Source organism: Deinococcus aquatilis DSM 23025 (genome assembly GCF_000378445.1).
In the GTDB taxonomy this organism is placed as follows: Bacteria; Deinococcota; Deinococci; order Deinococcales; family Deinococcaceae; genus Deinococcus; species Deinococcus aquatilis.
Window position 1 is genome coordinate 1 of sequence record NZ_KB899724.1, and the last position, 16,619, is coordinate 16,619.

At 62.1% G+C, this 16,619-nt stretch carries 11 protein-coding genes; 4 read left to right on the forward strand and 7 right to left on the reverse strand.

Translation table 11 applies throughout. The features are described 5' to 3' along the window. The 3 genes from F561_RS0115555 to F561_RS30350 all read left to right on the forward strand — a co-directional run. A partial coding sequence (locus F561_RS0115555; protein ID WP_019010888.1) for a transposase occupies positions 1-405 on the forward strand: 405 nt, incomplete at its 5' end. Between the two features lie 188 nt (positions 406-593). Beyond that, positions 594-3,737, forward strand: a complete 3,144-nt coding sequence (locus F561_RS0115560) for an alpha-mannosidase (protein ID WP_019010889.1) — start codon at positions 594-596, stop codon at positions 3,735-3,737. A gap of 287 nt (positions 3,738-4,024) precedes the next feature. Beyond that, entirely contained in the window at positions 4,025-6,493 is a 2,469-nt protein-coding gene (locus F561_RS30350) for a diguanylate cyclase domain-containing protein (protein WP_051096955.1), read from the forward strand. Positions 6,494-6,509: 16 nt separating this feature from the next. Here F561_RS30350 and F561_RS0115570 read toward each other — a convergent pair whose 3' ends face one another. The 7 genes from F561_RS0115570 to F561_RS0115600 form a co-directional block, all read right to left on the reverse strand. Then, a complete protein-coding gene (locus F561_RS0115570) occupies positions 6,510-8,024 on the reverse strand; it encodes an FGGY-family carbohydrate kinase (protein ID WP_019010891.1) in 1,515 nt (504 codons plus the stop codon). Beyond that, a complete protein-coding gene (locus F561_RS0115575) occupies positions 8,014-9,087 on the reverse strand; it encodes an NAD(P)-dependent alcohol dehydrogenase (protein WP_019010892.1) in 1,074 nt (357 codons plus the stop codon). The genes F561_RS0115570 and F561_RS0115575 overlap by 11 nt, the downstream gene beginning before the upstream one ends. 239 nt (positions 9,088-9,326) lie before the next feature. Continuing rightward, positions 9,327-10,094, reverse strand: coding sequence for an SDR family NAD(P)-dependent oxidoreductase (locus F561_RS0115580; protein WP_019010893.1), 768 nt, complete (start codon positions 10,092-10,094; stop codon positions 9,327-9,329). A gap of 110 nt (positions 10,095-10,204) precedes the next feature. Further along, positions 10,205-11,710 carry a mannitol dehydrogenase family protein gene (locus F561_RS0115585; RefSeq protein ID WP_019010894.1) on the reverse strand — a complete coding sequence of 502 codons (1,506 nt, stop codon included), beginning with the start codon at positions 11,708-11,710 and terminating at the stop codon, positions 10,205-10,207. 182 nt (positions 11,711-11,892) lie between these two features. Continuing rightward, positions 11,893-12,756, reverse strand: coding sequence for a carbohydrate ABC transporter permease (locus F561_RS0115590; protein ID WP_019010895.1), 864 nt, complete (start codon positions 12,754-12,756; stop codon positions 11,893-11,895). A 2-nt stretch (positions 12,757-12,758) separates the two neighbouring features. Beyond that, positions 12,759-13,682, reverse strand: coding sequence for a carbohydrate ABC transporter permease (locus tag F561_RS0115595; protein ID WP_019010896.1), 924 nt, complete (start codon positions 13,680-13,682; stop codon positions 12,759-12,761). A gap of 170 nt (positions 13,683-13,852) precedes the next feature. Next, positions 13,853-15,223, reverse strand: a complete 1,371-nt coding sequence (locus F561_RS0115600; protein ID WP_019010897.1) for an ABC transporter substrate-binding protein — start codon at positions 15,221-15,223, stop codon at positions 13,853-13,855. Between the two features lie 351 nt (positions 15,224-15,574). Between F561_RS0115600 and F561_RS0115605 the strand changes: the two genes are divergently transcribed. Beyond that, complete coding sequence (locus F561_RS0115605; protein ID WP_019010898.1) at positions 15,575-16,606, forward strand: LacI family DNA-binding transcriptional regulator; 1,032 nt, start codon at positions 15,575-15,577, stop codon at positions 16,604-16,606. The last annotated feature ends 13 nt before the right edge of the window (positions 16,607-16,619 follow it).

Here is a 16,619-nt window from a genome sequence, read left to right on the forward strand (position 1 = left end):
AATCAGACCCTCATCTGTGCCTTGCACAACGCGGGGCCACTGGCCCCGTTCATCCTCACTGGTGCGGTCAATGGGGTGTCCTTTGAGTGGTACGTCCGACACGTCCTGTGCCCCACCTTGCAGCCAGGACAAGTCGTTTTGATGGACAACCTCTCGTCACATCACCGAGCGTCCGTTCGGACGCTCATCGAAGCACAGAGCTGTCACCTCTTGTTTCTCCCGCCCTACAGTCCGGACTTCAATCCCATTGAATTGATGTTTTCCAAAATCAAAGCGGCCGTACGGGCTGGCTCGTGGCGCACTTTAGATCAACTCCTCGCCGCGATCTGGGCGGCGTTGCAAACACTCACCCCTCAGGACAGCGCCGCCTGGTTCCGACATGCCTATCCTTCGGTCTCTTTATGACAAATGCTATAAACGAATCCCTTCCCAACAGGTCCGACCTAAAAAAATACTTTAATAAGAGCCATCAAGGAACCTATTTTCCTTGGTGGCTCTTGTCGAGGTTGCACCCACAGGCAGACCCAGCAGGCAAGCAAATAGATAAGGCCCAAGCCTGTTCCCGGCATTCCTCACGTGCCACCATAAGCGCCATGCCCGATGCCCTGACCACCGCGCAGCATCTCCAGCGCCTATTGCAACGCCTGAACGAGCTGCATGCCTGGGCTGACGCCTCTACATTGCGGCTGCCTGTGGGCATTTTTAGGGATGCGGCAGGGCAAGAATGGCCCATCAGCGAAGGTCTGGCGTGGCCGTCGCGGGCTTTTCCGGTATCCATGCGCTTTGAGGTAACGGTGCCGCAGGAATGGGCCGGACGGGCCGTGACCGCGCAAGTGTTGCCCGGCGGCGAGGGACTGCTACGCGTCAACGGGGCCAGCGTGGGCGGCCTGAATCCTTTTCATACCGAACACCGGATACTGGCGGCGGCGGTTGGCGGCGAAACCCTGAGCCTGGAACTAGAAGCCAGCCCCAAGGGTCTGTTCGGGTCGCCGGAACGCCGCAACGCCCTGCACCGCGCCCGGTTGGTGGTCCCTGATGCCGGGGTGCGGGCACTGCACGAAGACCTGCTGGCCGTGTATGACGCCGCCCAGCATCTGCTGAAGGCAGGCCGCCCCGCCATTGCCGAACGCCTGACCGATCTGCTGGACGCGGCCTTCCGGCAGATTCCGCTGGAACGGGGTCGCAGCGCGTCCTATCTGGCGCGGGCGGTAGAAAACCCGGCGCTGAAGGCCACCATAGACGGCCTCTGGGACGAATATGACTTTGAAACGGCCAGTCCGCCGCCTTACCCGCAGGAGTGGCAACCCCGGCTGGCAGCGGCGCGGCAGTGGCTGAGCACACAACTGGAAGCGCTCCGGGCCGAGTATCCGGCAGAAGGTAGGCTGGCACTGACCGGACACGCGCACATCGATCTGGCATGGCTGTGGCCCCTGCACGAGACGCGGCGCAAGGCCCGGCGCACCTTTGCCACCGTGCTGAACCTGATGGAACAGTACCCGGATTTCGTGTTCAACCAGAGCATGGGCCAGCTCTACGAATTTGTGCAGGAAGACGACCCCGCGCTGTTCGAGCAGATCCGGGCACGGGTCAAAGAGGGGCGCTGGGACGTGGTGGGCGGCATGTGGGTCGAACCCGACGGCAACCTGCCCAGCGGCGAGGCGTGGGCGCGGCAACTGCTGCACGGCCAGCGCTACTTTCAGGAGCAGTTTGGCGTGCAGGCGCGAGTCTGCTGGCTGCCCGACACCTTCGGTTACGCGGCCAACCTTCCCCAACTGCTGAGGCTGGCCGACATTCCCGCTTTTTTTACGACCAAGCTGAACTGGAACGAGACCACCACGTTTCCCTTCGACCTGTATCACTGGGAAGGACTGGACGGCAGCCGCGTGCTGGCGCACAGTTTTCTGAATCCTGCCGAGGGCTATAACGGCGACATCCGGGCGCTGGACACCTTTGAAACGTGGAAGGCGTTCCGGGGCAAGCGGCGGCACACCGAAAGCCTGCTGAGCTTTGGCTACGGCGATGGCGGCGGCGGCCCCACCTCTGGCATGCTGGAACGCTACGCCCGCCAGCAAGATTTTCCCGGTCTGCCCAGGCTGCACATGACGCGGGTGGCCGATTTCTATGACCGGATTTCGGAGGAGACGCGGGCCAGTTTGCCCGTGTGGGTGGGCGAGCAGTATTTTGAACTGCACCGGGGAACCTATACCACGCAGGCCGAAATCAAGCGCCTGAACCGCCGCCTGGAACACACCCTGCCCGAAGCCGAGGCCGCGTGTGCGCTGGCCGCCCGACTTCTGGGCCGCCCCTACCCACGCGCCGAATTGCACGCTCTGTGGAAGGTATTGCTACGGAATCAGTTCCACGATATTTTGCCCGGAAGTAGCGTGCAGGCGGTAAATACGGTGGCCTGCGCCGAGATGGGGGAAGCCCTGGCCGAGGCGGGGCAACTGCGGGACGCGGCTCTGCAAGCCCTGAGTGACGCGGTGGGCGGCCCTTCTGACCCAATTGAGCGCGTGGTGATCTGGAATCTGACGCTGCAAGACCGCCCGCTGGGAGCCGAGTTGAGCGGACTGAAAGACCTGAGCATTCCGCCAGGGCTGAGCGTGCCGGGGCTGGGCTATCTGAGCCTCCCGGTCGTTGCCGCCGAACCTGCTCTGCCTGCTTTCTTACCCGACGACCTGACCCTGGAGAATGACTGTTTGCGCGTGCAGATCAACGCCGACGGCACGCTGGGGAGCCTCTACGACAAGCAGCAGAACCGTGAAATGCTGGACGGGCGCGGCAATCAGCTGTGGGCCTACGTGGATATTCCGCGTCAGTGGGAAGCGTGGGACATGGACGCCACCTACGCGCAGGAGGGCGAGGAATGGACGGCGTTGGAATCTCCCCGGCGGATCAGTGGAACGGAGGTGCAGGTTCGGCGCGGCAGCCATGCAGAACGGGGCAACCGTAGCGTAATTACGCAGACCTACAGGCTCAGCCCCGGCAGCAGACGGCTGGACATCCAGACGCACGCCGACTGGCAGGGCCGCCGCCAGTTTTTGCGGGCGCTGGTGCCGCTGCAGGTGCAGGCAAGCGCCGCCACCTTTGAAACCGCGTTCGGCGCAGTGACCCGGCCTACGCACGCCAACATGCCGGGAGACGCCGCCCAGTTTGAAAAACCCGGCCACCGCTGGGCCGACCTCAGCGAAGGCGGCAGCAGCGAATCAGGCAGCGGCCTGAGCCTGCTGACCGACAGCAAATACGGCTACAGCGCACAGGGCAATGTACTGGGCCTGAGCCTGCTGCGCTCGCCCATTGCCCCTGATCCCACCGCCGATGAGGGGCAGCACGACTTCACCTACAGCCTTTATCCGCACGCGGGCGACTGGCGAAACGGCACAGTGGCCGAAGCCCATGACCTGAATGCGCCGCTGCTGGCCTACCGCAGTACCGCTCGGGGCACCACGCTGCCAGAATCGGCCCGCCTGCTGCACCTTCAGGGCGGCCCCGGCCTGCGCCTGAGTGCCCTGAAACTGGCCGAAGATCATGACGCGCTGATCGTACGGCTCTATGAGACACACGGCACACGCGGTCAGGCGACCCTTGTAGGCTGGGGCCTGGAAGACGGCTGGCAGGAGGTAAATCTGCTGGAAGAACCACAGGAAACGGCAGAACGCCCCGGAGAACTGCTGACCTACACGCCGTATCAGGTGCTCAGCCTGCGCTCTGGCGGCCAGGTCAAGGCACCCAGGTAGAACGGCGCAAACCAGCTCATACCCACACGGCATAAGAGGAAGGACGTAGCTGTCGGGTTTGCGATTTCCTGCTCTGCGAGTCCACAGCGCGACCAGAAAGCGTGCTCGTCCCTGCCATCCAGAGCAAGGAGTCGTTCTGCGCTGGGCCATCTACCCGGTCAGAAAAGACTCCAATCGCACGCCAGCCCTGCCTGCTCGCTTTGACACCCCATTTCCATCTGGTCAGTTGTGCACTATGTGATAGACTTCTGCGCCCGATCAGCTTGAGCCTGATAGCGTATTGCCAAGTGACGACGTCAGCGCATGAACCCGAACAGCAGCGCAGCGCCGCATTGTCGCGGTACGCGGTCATGGACACGCTGCCAGAAAAGGCCTTCGACCGCATAACAACCCTCGCGGCCCGCCTGTTCGACGCACCTATCGCCCTGATTTCGCTGATTGATTCGGAACGCCAGTTCTTTAAGGCCTGCTTTGGACTGAATCTGCGGGAAACACCACGTTCATTGAGTTTCTGCGCCCACGCGCTGCATTCGCCGGAAGTGATGGTCATTCCCGACGCCACCCAAGACCCCCGCTTTTGCAACAATCCGCTGGTCACTGGGTCGCCCCACATCCGGTTCTATGCGGGGGCACCGTTGATCGCGCCCGGTGGAGTGGCACTGGGGACACTCTGCATCATCGATGACCGCCCGCGCCCACCCCTGACCCAGCGTGAGTGCGCCACCCTGACCGATCTGGCCGCGCTGGTCATGGACGAACTGGAATTGCGGCTGAAAACGGCGGAGGCAGGGCGGGAAGGCGACGCACGGGCGCGGGTGATGCGCGAACTGAAAGACGCGCACCTGTTGTCGCAGTTGCTGCTGGGCATAGGCGGCCTGACCGACCTCGACCTTGCACCCAACGAACTGCTGCTCCACGCCGCCGAGCTTGCCAGCGCAAATCTGGATATCGACTGGGGTGGGCTGATGACGGTGGAGGATGGGCAGACCAAGATTCATACTGTGTGGCACAGCCCTTTTGCAGAAGATCTGGCCCTGGACATAGCACAGCGACAGGTGTTGCCGCCCGGTGTAGCGGCGTTGGTCGCTCAGGTCGGAGCGGAGACCAGAGCGGCGCCGCTTTTCAGCAATGACGTGTCGGTCGGCCCGTCTGCATTCCAGACCTCATCCCGGCCCAGGTCCACGTCTGATCCGGCTGCGGCAAAAATCAGAGCGGTGATGACCACCGTCCTGGGCAGACACGGAAGCTCCACGTCTATCCTGATCATGCTGAGGCTGGAGCAGGGCCAGTCGTGGAGTGCGCGTGACCGTCAGCTGGTCGAGGCCGTGACCCGTGCCGTGCGGCAGGCCACAGAGCAGACTGCCCGCCGCGCGGCCCTGCGCGAGAGCCAGGCGCAACTTCATCTGGCACTGGACGCCGCACCGTTGGTCCTGTGGACAACCGACGCACGTGGCGTCGTGACCCTATCGGAAGGTCGGGGGCTGCGGGCTATCGGCACCACGCCCGGCGCAGTGGTAGGCCAGCGAGTAGAAGATGTATTTGTGCGGGCACCCGACGTGATCCAGAACGTGCGCCGCGCACTTGGCGGTGAAGCCTTCGCGTCCAGCGTGAGCATCGGAACACGAATTTTCGACGCGCGTTATGGTCCGCTCAGAGACACCGACGGAACACTGACCGGCAGCCTGGGTGTGGCCTATGACGTGACCGACCTGATGCAGGTGCGGCAGGAGGCTGTCCGGGCACGGCAGCAAGCCGAGGCGCTTCTGGAGCTTTCGCATCTCCTGGACGCACAGGAGGCGGTGGAACTCGTGGCGCAGTCGGCACTGCTGGCCGTCAGCCGGGCACTGGGCAGCGGCGGGCTGGTGCTGTGGCGGCGTGAGGACGGCGTGTTCCGGGCGCTGGCGTGGCAGGGAGAATTGCCGGTCAGCGTGCGGCAGCAGCGGGATGCGGGCCTCCCTGTGGACGCCTTTGAAGGTGGCGTACTGGAAGGTGAGAGCCGCTTTCTGGATCAGGCCTGCCTCCCCGACAGCCTGAAATCGTCCGACATTCAGGGGATCGCGCTCCTGCCTGTGGCGCTGGATGTGCCGGAACGGGCAATGGTGCTGGCGGCCTACCAACATGCGCCGCATCAGCCCGCCGAAGGCCCACCCTTCGAATGGTCGTCCTTTGAGCGGGATGTGTTGACTGTGGCTGCCCGAACTCTGGCGGCGGGTATCGAGCGCAAGCGGCATTTGCAGGCGCTGGAAGCTGCCGCCAGCGTGGATACCCTGACTGGACTGGGCAACCGGCGTGCGCTGGAAGCCGATCTGGAGGAGGCCCTGCGGCGGGCCGACCGCACCGGCGAGCAGGTGGGGGTGTTGTCCATTGATCTGGACGGCCTGAAAGTGCTGAACGACGCCAAAGGCCATGCACGCGGCGACGCACTTCTTCAGGAGTTTGCAAAGTCGCTGCGTCTATGTTTCCGGCAAGAAGACCGCATTCACCGTCTGGGCGGAGACGAGTACGTGGTCATTTTGCCGGGCGTGGGCGGCAACGAGGCACAGGGAATGCTAGACCGGGTGCGGGCCGCCGTGATGATGAGCCGCGCCGCAGGATTTGCCGGAGCGGACGCCAGCGCCGGAATCGCCTCTTACCCCACCGATGCCGCAGACAGTCTGGGGCTGCTGCATCACAGTGACCGCCGGATGTACGCCGACAAAACGGGCAAACATCCGGCGGCTGTGACTGCAACGCTGCCTCCTACGTCAGAGGAATAGCCCTCAGCTCCGGCCTCTAGCTCTGGCCTCTGAGGGCGTGAACCACATCTCTGGTGCCTGTGTACAGGTCGCGGTACAGCCCGTACAGGCGGTCATATTCAGGCTTCAGGGCAGCGTTGGGCTGGATCATCTCGGCGGGACGAACCCACAGTTCCAGATCGGCCCGCGTCAGCACTCCGGCGGCCAGGCCAGCCAGAAAAGCGTCGCCGTAGCTGGCTCCCACGGTTGTTGCGGGCAAGTGCTGGGCCTCCCCGCTGATGTCAGAGACGATTTGCAGCCAGGTACGAGTTTTTGCGCCGCCGCCCACCGCCACCACGCGCCGCACGTCGGCCCCCAGATCACGGAAGGCTTCTATGTTGTGGCGAATGCCGTAGCCCACGCCTTCCAGCACGGCACGGAAGAGATGGTCACGGGTATGGGTCAGGCTCATTCCGGCAAAAACGCCGCGTGCATGGGGATCGTTGATTGGCGTGCGCTCGCCGCTGAAATAGGGGAGCACCAACAGGCCATCCGATCCCGGCGCAATGGCTTCTGCACCCGCAAACAACGTGTCATAGGCCTCCCCGGTGGGCTGATCACGGGCAAACTCATCGGCAAACCAGCGGGTCAGGCTGCCGCTCGTGCCCATTCCGGCGGCCAGATTGTGCTGGCCTGCGAATGCTCCGCCCACCGTCCAGACTCTTGGATCAGGCGTCGGCACATCCTGAACCAGAATGAAGAAGGTGGTGGAACCGTACATGATCATCAGGTCGCCGGGGTTGACCACGCCCACGCTGAGGGCCTCGCTGAGAGCGTCCACTGCGCCCACCGCCACGGGTGTGCCCTCACGCAGTCCGGTCAGGCGGGCGGCTTCGGCGCTGACGGTTCCGGCCAATTCGTCGCTCCAGCCGAGTTCGGGCAGGCGAGACAGATCGGAATCGCCCAGCACGGGCACGGCAAATTGTGGTGTCCACTGGCGCAGGGCCGGGTCATAAAGCGGCATGGAGTGGCTGGCCGTGTGGTGATCCATGATGTGCCGCCCGGTGAGGCGGTAGGTGAGGTAGGCACTGGCCGTGGTCAGGGTAGCGGTCTGGTTCCACAGTTCAGGTTCCTGCTCGCGCAGCCAGCGAATTTTGGGGCCGATGGCCTGACTGGTCAGACTCATGCCGCTGTGGGCAAAGATCGTCTCTGCGCCAATTTCGGCTTCCAGCGCCTCTATCTGTGCCTGAGCGCGGGAATCCACGCCGTAAAGGATGCCGGGACGCAACGGACGGCCCGCCGAATCCAGCGGCAGCAGCGTGGGGCCAATGGCGCTGAGGGCCACGCCCGCCACATCCGCACCCGAATATTCGCCCGACAGCAGCGCGGCTATGATCGCCTGCACATCCGACCACCACACCGCGTCGGCGTCCTGCTCGGCATATCCGGGCGCAGGAAACGAGACACCGTGCGGAATGACGTGCTGGCGCAGAATTTTTCCGGCAGAGGTAACCAACACGCCCTTGCTGGAATAGGTGCCGACATCTATACCCAGCAGAAGCTCAGGAGACATCGATCATGACCTTCATGCTGGTTTTTTTCTCGAAGTCGGCAAAAGCGAAAGCCTCGGGGGTCTGGGCAAAGTCGTAGCGGTGCGTGACGAGGGTATCCAGATTCACCGCGCCGCTGGCGACCAGTTCGATGGCCGTGGGGTAGCAGTTGGCATAGCGGAACACGCCCCGAATACTGACCTCACGGCTGGCCGCGCTCACGATGTCCAGGCTGACTTCTGGATCGGGCGGCAGGCCCACCAGCACGGTGACGCCGCCGGGTTTGGGAGCCGCCAGGCTCAGGCGCGTGGTCGGCAGGCTGCCCGCCGTTTCAAAACTGACATCCACGCCCGCATGAGACAGGGGCAGGCCGTCCCGCGCCGCCGTGACGCTGCGAATAAATTCCAGTGGGTCGCCCGTGCGGGCATTGAAGGTATGGGTGGCCCCCACCTGCCGCGCCAGATCCAGCCGGAAGTCTTCGAGGTCCACGGCGATCAGCATGGTCGCGCCCGCTGCCTTGGCCGCCTGAATGGTGGTGCAGCCTATCGGCCCCGCGCCGAATACCGCCACGCTGTCTCCGGGTTTGACATTGCCTTTGCGGGCGGCCCAGACCCCCACCGCCAGCGGTTCCAGCAAGGCAGCTGCATCGTCAGACACGCTGTCTGGCACAGGAAAGACAAAATCGTCGGGCCACAGGACATATTGTGATAATGCGCCGTCTACCGGTGGCGTCGCCATAAAATGCATGTCGGGGCAGAGGTTGTACGCGCCAGATTTGCAGTAGGCGCAGCGGCGGCACGGTATGCCCGGTTCCAGCGCCACGCGGTCTCCAACCTTCACGCGGCTCACGCCCTCGCCCACGGCTTCGACCACGCCGCTGACTTCGTGACCCAGGACTATTGGGCCTTCGACGACAAATTTTCCGATTCGCCCGTGCGTGTAGTAATGCACGTCGCTGCCGCAAACGCCGATGCGCCGCACCTGCACGCGCACTTCATGCGGCCCCGGCGCGGCCACCGGGCGGGTTTCCCAGCCCAGCGCACGGTGCCCGGTCAGAACTGAGGTTTGAGAATCGAGTACGGTCATGATTGGCACTCCTTCGGCAAGATCAAATCCTGACTTTTCCTATGCTAGAATTCAACTGAACATATGGGAATTAAAGCATTGGGGGAACGTTTCTCTCTGTGGCAGGTGCAGAAGTTCCCACGATGTCCAGATCACTTGATCGGCCACCTTGTTATGCTTGATGCCGGTTTTTCAGGGATCACTTCCCTAGGAAATGCTTATAGTGCACTTCCATCACACCACGGTTGAGAATCAGGCTCTTACCAGACCGTGTAGCCGCCGTCTACGACCAGCGTATGTCCGGTGACAAAACTGGAGGCGTCGGAGGCCAGATACACCACGGCGGGCGCAATTTCACGCGGCTCGGCCACGCGGCCCATCGGGGTTTCGCGCAGCCACACGTCGCTCCATTCGGTAATAGACAGCCCTTTTTTGGTCAGCGGGGTGGCCGTGTAGCCGGGAGCCACCGCATTGACCCGTACGCCGCGCCCCCCCCACTCTCCCGCCAGACTGCGGGTCAGGTGAATGACCGCTGCTTTGCTGGCGTTGTAGGAGGCCTGTGCCTGCGGATGGTTGGAAATCATGCCCGACATGCTGGCGGTGCTGACGATGCTGCCTGATCCGGCATCCAGCATCTTTTTGCCGAACTCGCGGCAGCACCAGAACACGCCGTCCAGATTGACGCGCATCACTGCGTTCCAGTCATCGTCGGTGCTCTCTTCGGCGGGGCCATTGCGAACAATTCCGGCGTTGTTGACCAGTACGTCTACTCGGCTCAATCGCTCGGCCAGTGTTCTGACTGCCGCCGAATCGGTGACATTCAGCACTTCAAAAGTGCCGCCGATGCTGGACGCAGCCTCCTCGCCCACCGCCGGATTCATGTCGGCAAGGATGACCTTTGCACCTGCCTCGGTCAGCGCTCTGGCAATTTCAAAGCCGATGCCCTGCGCCGCGCCCGTGACCAGCGCCGTTTTGCCGTCCAGTTTGAAAAGGTCGAGGATATTGGAAGAAGAAGGAACTTTGGTCATGGGTTGTCCTCATGGAAAAATGCAGAAGGGGAGGAGACAGATTGAGGGTTTGAAAAGTGCTTTCCAGACCCTCACGGATAACGGCGATACGAATACAGGGGCATCTGGCTTCAGGCTGGCCCCGCCCCCACACCAGTTTTGCTTTGGGTCTTGTCGGCCAGCTCTTGCAGTGCGCCGAGTGCGCCCAGACGCTGCACACTCTCGCGGCCTGCCAGATACGCCGCCCGGAAGCGCTCGTTGCGGGCCAACTCGCCAAAGATGTCTTCGAGTTCCAGGAAAGCTCCTGGCTGCTGGCTTTCGCACAGGGCCGCTGCCGTCAGTCGCTCGGCGCGGGGGTCGAGAAGGGGAAAACGCCCGGAGTGGGCCGCTTCTATGTACAGGCTCCAGGCCGCCACCACCAGGGCCGAGCGTTCTATCTGGCCGCCCGTGTTCAGTTGTTCGCGAATGACCGGCAGCAGGAACTTGGGAATGCGCTCTGACCCTTCGGCCACCAGACGGGCCAGAGTGTCCTGAATGGCGGGGCTGGCAAAACGGTCAATCAGTTGTTGGCGGTAGGCGGCGAGGTCGATTCCCGGCACGTCATGCAGGGTGGGCGTAGCTTCATCGGCCATATAGCCCAGCAAAAAGTCCACGAACAGCGGATGCTGAAGGACTTCGTGGGCATAGGTGTAGCCCGCAAGCAATCCAAGGTGGCTCATGGCCTGATGCGAGGCGTTCAGCAGCCGCAATTTCATCAGTTCGTAGGGCTCCACATCACTGACCAGATGCACTCCCACGCTTTCCAGCGGAGGCCGCCCCAGGGTGAATTTATCTTCCAGCACCCACTGGGCAAAGGTTTCGGCCAGCACGGGCCATTCGTCTTCTACGCCGTAGTCGGCGGCCAGTTCCTGCCTGGTCTGCTCGCTGGTCATGGGCGTAATGCGGTCTACCATCGAGTTGGGAAAGGCGACATGTTGCGCCACCCACTCGCCCAGTTCAGCGTCCTTGAGACGGGCAAAGGCGGTAAAGGCGTGCTGGGCGACATCCCCGTTGCCCTGCATGTTGTCACAGGACATCACGGTAAACGGAGCGATTCCGCGTTCACGGCGACGGCGCAGCCCCTCAGTGACAAACCCAAACACTGTTATGGGCGTTGCGCCCGCGCCCAGATCGTGCTGAATGGCTGGGCTGGACGCTTCAAATTTGCCCGTGACGTTGTTGACGCTGTAGCCGCCTTCGGTCACGGTCAGCGAGACAATTTTGGTGGCCGGATCAGACAGCTTTTCCAGCACTGCTTCGGGGTTCTCAGGCGCAAATAAAAAGCTGTTGATCGCCCCGATCACGCGGGCCTCAGACTGACCCTCCGGCGACACCGTAATCAGGGTGTAGAGGTTGTCCTGGGCGGCAAAAACGGCCTGCATCCGGGCATCCTGGGGCAGCACGCCCACGCCACAGATGGCCCATTCGGTATTGCCCCCGGCATTCAGAAGGCGGTCCAGGTACATCGCCTCGTGTGAGCGGTGAAATCCGCCCACGCCAAAGTGAACGATGCTGGAATGAAGGGTGGAAGGATCGTAGCTCGGAACCAGAACGTTGGAACTCAGTGTGTCCAGAGCTGACCTGTTGAGTTTGACCATATGAGGACTCCCAAAATGCTGAAGGTGTTCTTGGAGCGGGTGCGCCTCAAACAGCGCGGCTCTGAAGCGCTTGAGGGCGGTTCAGAGCCTGCGTTGCGCTTACTTTCTCCAGGTGATTCCCTGGGATTTAGCTCCGGTACGGACTGGAGCAAGTCCAGCTGCCAGTCCGCTGCCGAAAGGCTTTACTTCACGGCTCCGAGGCTCAGGCCGCGCACCAGTTGACGCTGGGCGACCCAGCCGAAAATCAGAACGGGCAACACGGTCAGGGTGGCAGCCGCGCTCAGCTGTGCCCAGAACAGACCCATGCTGGTCTTAAACGAACCGATATACACGCTGAGAGGCGCAGCGTCCGAGGTCGTCAGGTTCAGCGCAAAGAAAACCTCGTTCCAGGCAAAGATCAGGCACAGCAGCGCGGTGGCCGACACGCCCGGCATACTCAGGGGCAGAGCGATCCTGAAGAACTCCTGGCTCACTGTTGCGCCGTCAATCTTGGCCGCCTCATAGATGGCGTAAGGAATCTCGGTCATGTAGGAGTGCATCATCCAGACCACCAGCGGAAGATTCATGGTGGTGTACATCAAAATCAGGCCAGTGCGGGTATCCAGCAGACCGAGATTTTTGTACAACAAGAACAGCGGCACGATCACGCCCACAGCAGGCATCATCTTGGTTGAGAGCATCCAGGTGAGGGTGTTCTGGGCGCGTTTGGTGGGGTAAACCGCCAACGCAAAAGCAGCGGGCAGACCCAACAGGAAAGCCAGAATCGTGCTGCCTACCGCCGCTGTCAGGCTGTTGAGCAGGGCCGGGAAATAGCTGGGAAGGGCACGCTGGAAGTTGTCCAGAATAGGGGTAAAGGCGAAGACGGGCGGCGCAGCAAAGGCCTGAGCCTCTGTTTTGAAGGCCGCCATCATCATCCAGACCAGCGGAAACAGGAAGGCGATGGCAATCAGGTAAGTCACGGTGGTCAGCACGATGTTCTGAATGCGCGTGCGGGCAGCGGCGGAACCCCGGTTGGGCGGAACATTGGTCGTGGGTGCGGCAGTCATCTTCAGTCCCCCTTGTTGTGGGCCAGCGTGCGGTTGATCATGCGCAGCAGGTACACGGCCAAAACGTTGGTCAGGATCACGGTCAGTACGCCTGCGGCACTTGCCAGGCCAATGTTGTACTCGGCAAAGGCTTTCTGGTAGATGAAGTAGGGCAGGTTGGTGGTCGCCACGCCCGGCCCACCCGACGTACTGCCGTAGATTTCGCCGTACACCTGAAGCAGCGCAATCGTTTCCATCAGCACGACGACCTGAATGGCCTGAGTCCAGTGGGGCATCACCACGTAACGGAACTCCTGCCAGGGGCTGGCACCGTCCAGGCGCACGGCTTCCAGCTGGTCTTCAGGCAGGCTCTGAAGGCCGGTCAGCAAGATCAACATGGCAAACGGTGTCCATTCCCACGCGATCATGGCAATCACGCTCGCCATCGGATACTGGGCCAGCCAATCGACAGGCACGCCGCCCAGCGAACTGACCACCCAAGAAAAGAATCCGAAGACCGGGTTGAGCAGCATGTTCTTCCAGACCACGGCGGTCACGATAGGCATGACCAGGAACGAACTGATCATCAGGGTACGCAGCAGGGCGCGGCCCGGAAAATTGCGGTTGAGCAGCATGGCGAGCGAGCCGCCCAGAATGAGCGTAACCGCCAATGTGCCGCCTGCCAGAACCAATGTATTGAGAACGATTCGCAGGTTCTGAGGATCGGTGAGCAGTGAAATGTAGTTGCCCAGCCCCACGAACGGACGGTTGGTCGGATCGACGAGGTTGTAGCGGAAGAGCGAATAGTACAGCGTCATGAAAAACGGCACCTGAGTGGTGAGAATCAGGTACAGCATGGCGGGCCAGATCAGGGCCGCAGGCGTAAAGCGGAAGCGTTGGCGCGGGGCTGGTGGGCTGGTGGCGGTCAGGTTTTGAGCAACAGTCATGAGGGTCACCTGCTAGGCAAAAACTGCCAGTGGAGGGGTGGGGAGTCGAATGCTTGTCCGGTGAGGCGCAACTCCCGGAAAATGACTGCATGGGGCGACAGTGTTCCGCCCCATGCAGGCCTTCAGATTTCAGTTGCTGGCGCAGGCCCGCCAACAGCAGGGGTTACTGCTTACTTCTGGTAGCCGCCGTCTTTGGCGACCTTGTTGGCAGCATCCTGAGCCTGCTTGAGCGCCTGATCCACCGTGCTCTGGCCGCTGAGTGCGCCCGCGATGTACTGGCCGACCTGCGTGCCGAGGGCCTGGAATTCAGGAATAGCCACGAACTGAATGCCGGTGTAGGGCACGGGGTCTTTGGTGGCCTTGGTCACGTCGGCCTCGTTGATGCTCTTGAGGACGAGGCTGCTGAATGCTCCGGCGGCCTTCTTGTAGTTGGCGTTGGAGTAGGTGCTGGTGCGGGTGCCGGGAGGAACGCTGGCCCACGTGCCCTTGGCCTTGGCGACCAAGGCGATGTACTCCTTGCTCGTCGCCCAGGTGATGAACTTGAAGGCGGCGTCTTCCTGCTTGCTGCTCTTGGGAATGGCGAGGTTCCAGCTCCAGAACCAGTTGTTGCCGCGGGGCGTGCCGGGGCCGACGGGGGCGTTGGCAAAGCCCACGGTATTCACAATCTTGCTGCTGCCGGGGTCGCTCAGGAATCCGGCGGCGACGGTGGCATCGATCCACATTCCGCACTTGCCCTGGCTCATCAGGGTCAGGTTTTCAGTAAAGCCGTTGGAGGTAGCTCCGGGAGGGCCGTACTTGGTCAGGGTATCGACATAGAAGTTCAGGGCAGTCTTCCAGGCAGGGCTGTTCAACTGGGCCTTCCAGTCGTTATCGAACCAGCGCCCACCGAAAGTGTTGACCATCGTGGTGAACACGGCCATGTTTTCGCCCCAACCGGGCAGACCGCGCATGCAGATTCCGTAGACGCCTGCGCTGGGGTTATGGATCTTGGCGGCAAAGCCCTGAATCTGTTGCCAAGTGGGCTGTGCGGGCATGGTGACACCGGCTTTCTGAAACAGCGCCTTGTTGTAGAACGTCATGGAGCTTTCGGCGTAGAAGGGAACAGCGTAGAGATTCCCTTTGAGCGTGAGGGCCGTCCGTACGCTGGGCAGCAAGTCGCTGAGGTTGTAGCTCTTGGCAAGCGCAGCATTCTTGGCGAACAGAGGCGTCAGGGGATCGAGCCAGCCGTTCTTGGCCCAGATCGGCACTTCGTATGCGCCGACCGTGGCAACGTCGAAGCTGCCTGCACCGCTCGCCACGTCCAGCGTGATCTTCTGGCGCAGTTCGTTTTCAGGCAGCACGACCCACTTCACGGTGATGTCGGGGTACTTTTTGTTGAATTCTCCGGTCAGGCCCTGCATGGTGACCATGTCGGGGTTGTTGACGGTAGCGATGGTAATGGTGCTGGCTGCCGACGCCGCCGAGAGCAGGGCGGCAGTGCCCAGAGAAAGGGCCAGGGTCAGAGAACGCTTGAATGAGTACCGCTGTGAAATCGATTGCATGGGTGGGCCTCCGGGGCGCTTGCCGCAGGGTGTGCGACAGGAAGAAGACGGGGCGGCAGGGAACGCGGTACACAGTTGTACCGAGCAGACCGGGTGACCGCTTTCACCCAGAACTTTGATTGATGGTCTCGTGACCATTAGTGAACCATAAACTTTGGCAAATGTCCAGCCCCCCAGGTAAATTCTCTGCACCGGGTGTAGTGATCTCGTGTCCATTCCAACCAGAACGACTTCAAAGCCTGTCTGGGTCGCTTTTGTCGGTTGCCGTAATCCGAAAACCAGATTCCGCCTCGCCAGAAACGGGCCGCAGCGTGGCCACACAACTCGTTTTTTGCCTCTGTGATGCTTAGAATGGCCCGCGTGTCCACCATTCAGGACGTTGCGCGACTTGCGGGCGTCTCCCCTACCACTGCCAAACGTGCCCTGCGTGAAGCCGACAAACTCACGCCCGAAACTCTTGCCCGCGTGCAGGCCGCCATAGAAGCCCTGCACTACGAACCTGACCAACGTGCAGGCGGCCTGCGCGGAGGCCAGAGCCAGACAGTGGGTCTGGTACTGGGCAGCATCGTCGAACCTTTTTTTGCTCAGTTTGCCCGCACCACCGCTCACGCCCTCAACCGAGCCGGATATACGCTGATCATCACCGAAAACGAATACAGCGCCGCCCGTGAGGTGGAGGAACTGCGCCGCCTGTATGGTCAGCGGGTGGCCGCCGTGATGATTCGTGCAGGGTACGGCCCCGAGAGCCGGGAATACCTGGCCCGCATGGTGGCGCGGGGCGTGGTGGTGGTGGAGTTCGACTACACCGCGCCCAACAGTCCTTATCCCTCGGTGATGCTGGACAATTCGGCTGCCGTATACGACGCCGTCGCCTACCTGCACGGCCTCGGCCACCGCAGGATTGCTGCGCTGGGCACCTATCATCCCAGCGTTCATCCCGAAGAACGCAGCCGAGCTTTTCCAGAAGCCATGAACGCGCACGGCCTGACCGTACCGCCCGAATATCAGCGCGTCACGCTGCTGACTGAGGACACGGCCTACCGCCTGACGCATGACCTGATGAGCCTGCCCGTCCCGCCCACGGCCCTGATCGCGCTGGCAGGCACGCAGGCGGTGGGGGCATACCGCGCACTGCGTGAGCGTGGACTACATATTCCCGGCGACGTCAGTTTATTGACCTTCGATAATTACCCGTGGACCGGATTGGTCGAGCCACCCATTACCGTGATAGAGCAACCTGTAGAAGCCATGGCAGAAGCCACAGCTCTCAAAATTATTGCCGCCCTGGAAGGCGGCTCGACGGGCGAAAGCATCACGTTTCCTGGCAAAATGATCGAGCGGGGCAGTTGCGGGCCGCCCAAGCCGGATCGACCCACAGACTGAGGCCCACTGGCCG

Bases quoted from the DNA above. Each gene is read 5' to 3' on its own strand.
- F561_RS0115560 (WP_019010889.1), top strand. From the start codon at position 594: ATGCCCGATGCCCTGACCACCGCGCAGCATCTCCAGCGCCTATTGCAA.
- F561_RS0115570 (WP_019010891.1), bottom strand. From the start codon at position 8,024: ATGTCTCCTGAGCTTCTGCTGGGTATAGATGTCGGCACCTATTCCAGC.
- F561_RS0115575 (WP_019010892.1), bottom strand. From the start codon at position 9,087: ATGACCGTACTCGATTCTCAAACCTCAGTTCTGACCGGGCACCGTGCG.
- F561_RS0115580 (WP_019010893.1), bottom strand. From the start codon at position 10,094: ATGACCAAAGTTCCTTCTTCTTCCAATATCCTCGACCTTTTCAAACTG.
- F561_RS0115585 (WP_019010894.1), bottom strand. From the start codon at position 11,710: ATGGTCAAACTCAACAGGTCAGCTCTGGACACACTGAGTTCCAACGTT.
- F561_RS0115590 (WP_019010895.1), bottom strand. From the start codon at position 12,756: ATGACTGCCGCACCCACGACCAATGTTCCGCCCAACCGGGGTTCCGCC.
- F561_RS0115595 (WP_019010896.1), bottom strand. From the start codon at position 13,682: ATGACTGTTGCTCAAAACCTGACCGCCACCAGCCCACCAGCCCCGCGC.
- F561_RS0115600 (WP_019010897.1), bottom strand. From the start codon at position 15,223: ATGCAATCGATTTCACAGCGGTACTCATTCAAGCGTTCTCTGACCCTG.
- F561_RS0115605 (WP_019010898.1), top strand. From the start codon at position 15,575: ATGGCCCGCGTGTCCACCATTCAGGACGTTGCGCGACTTGCGGGCGTC.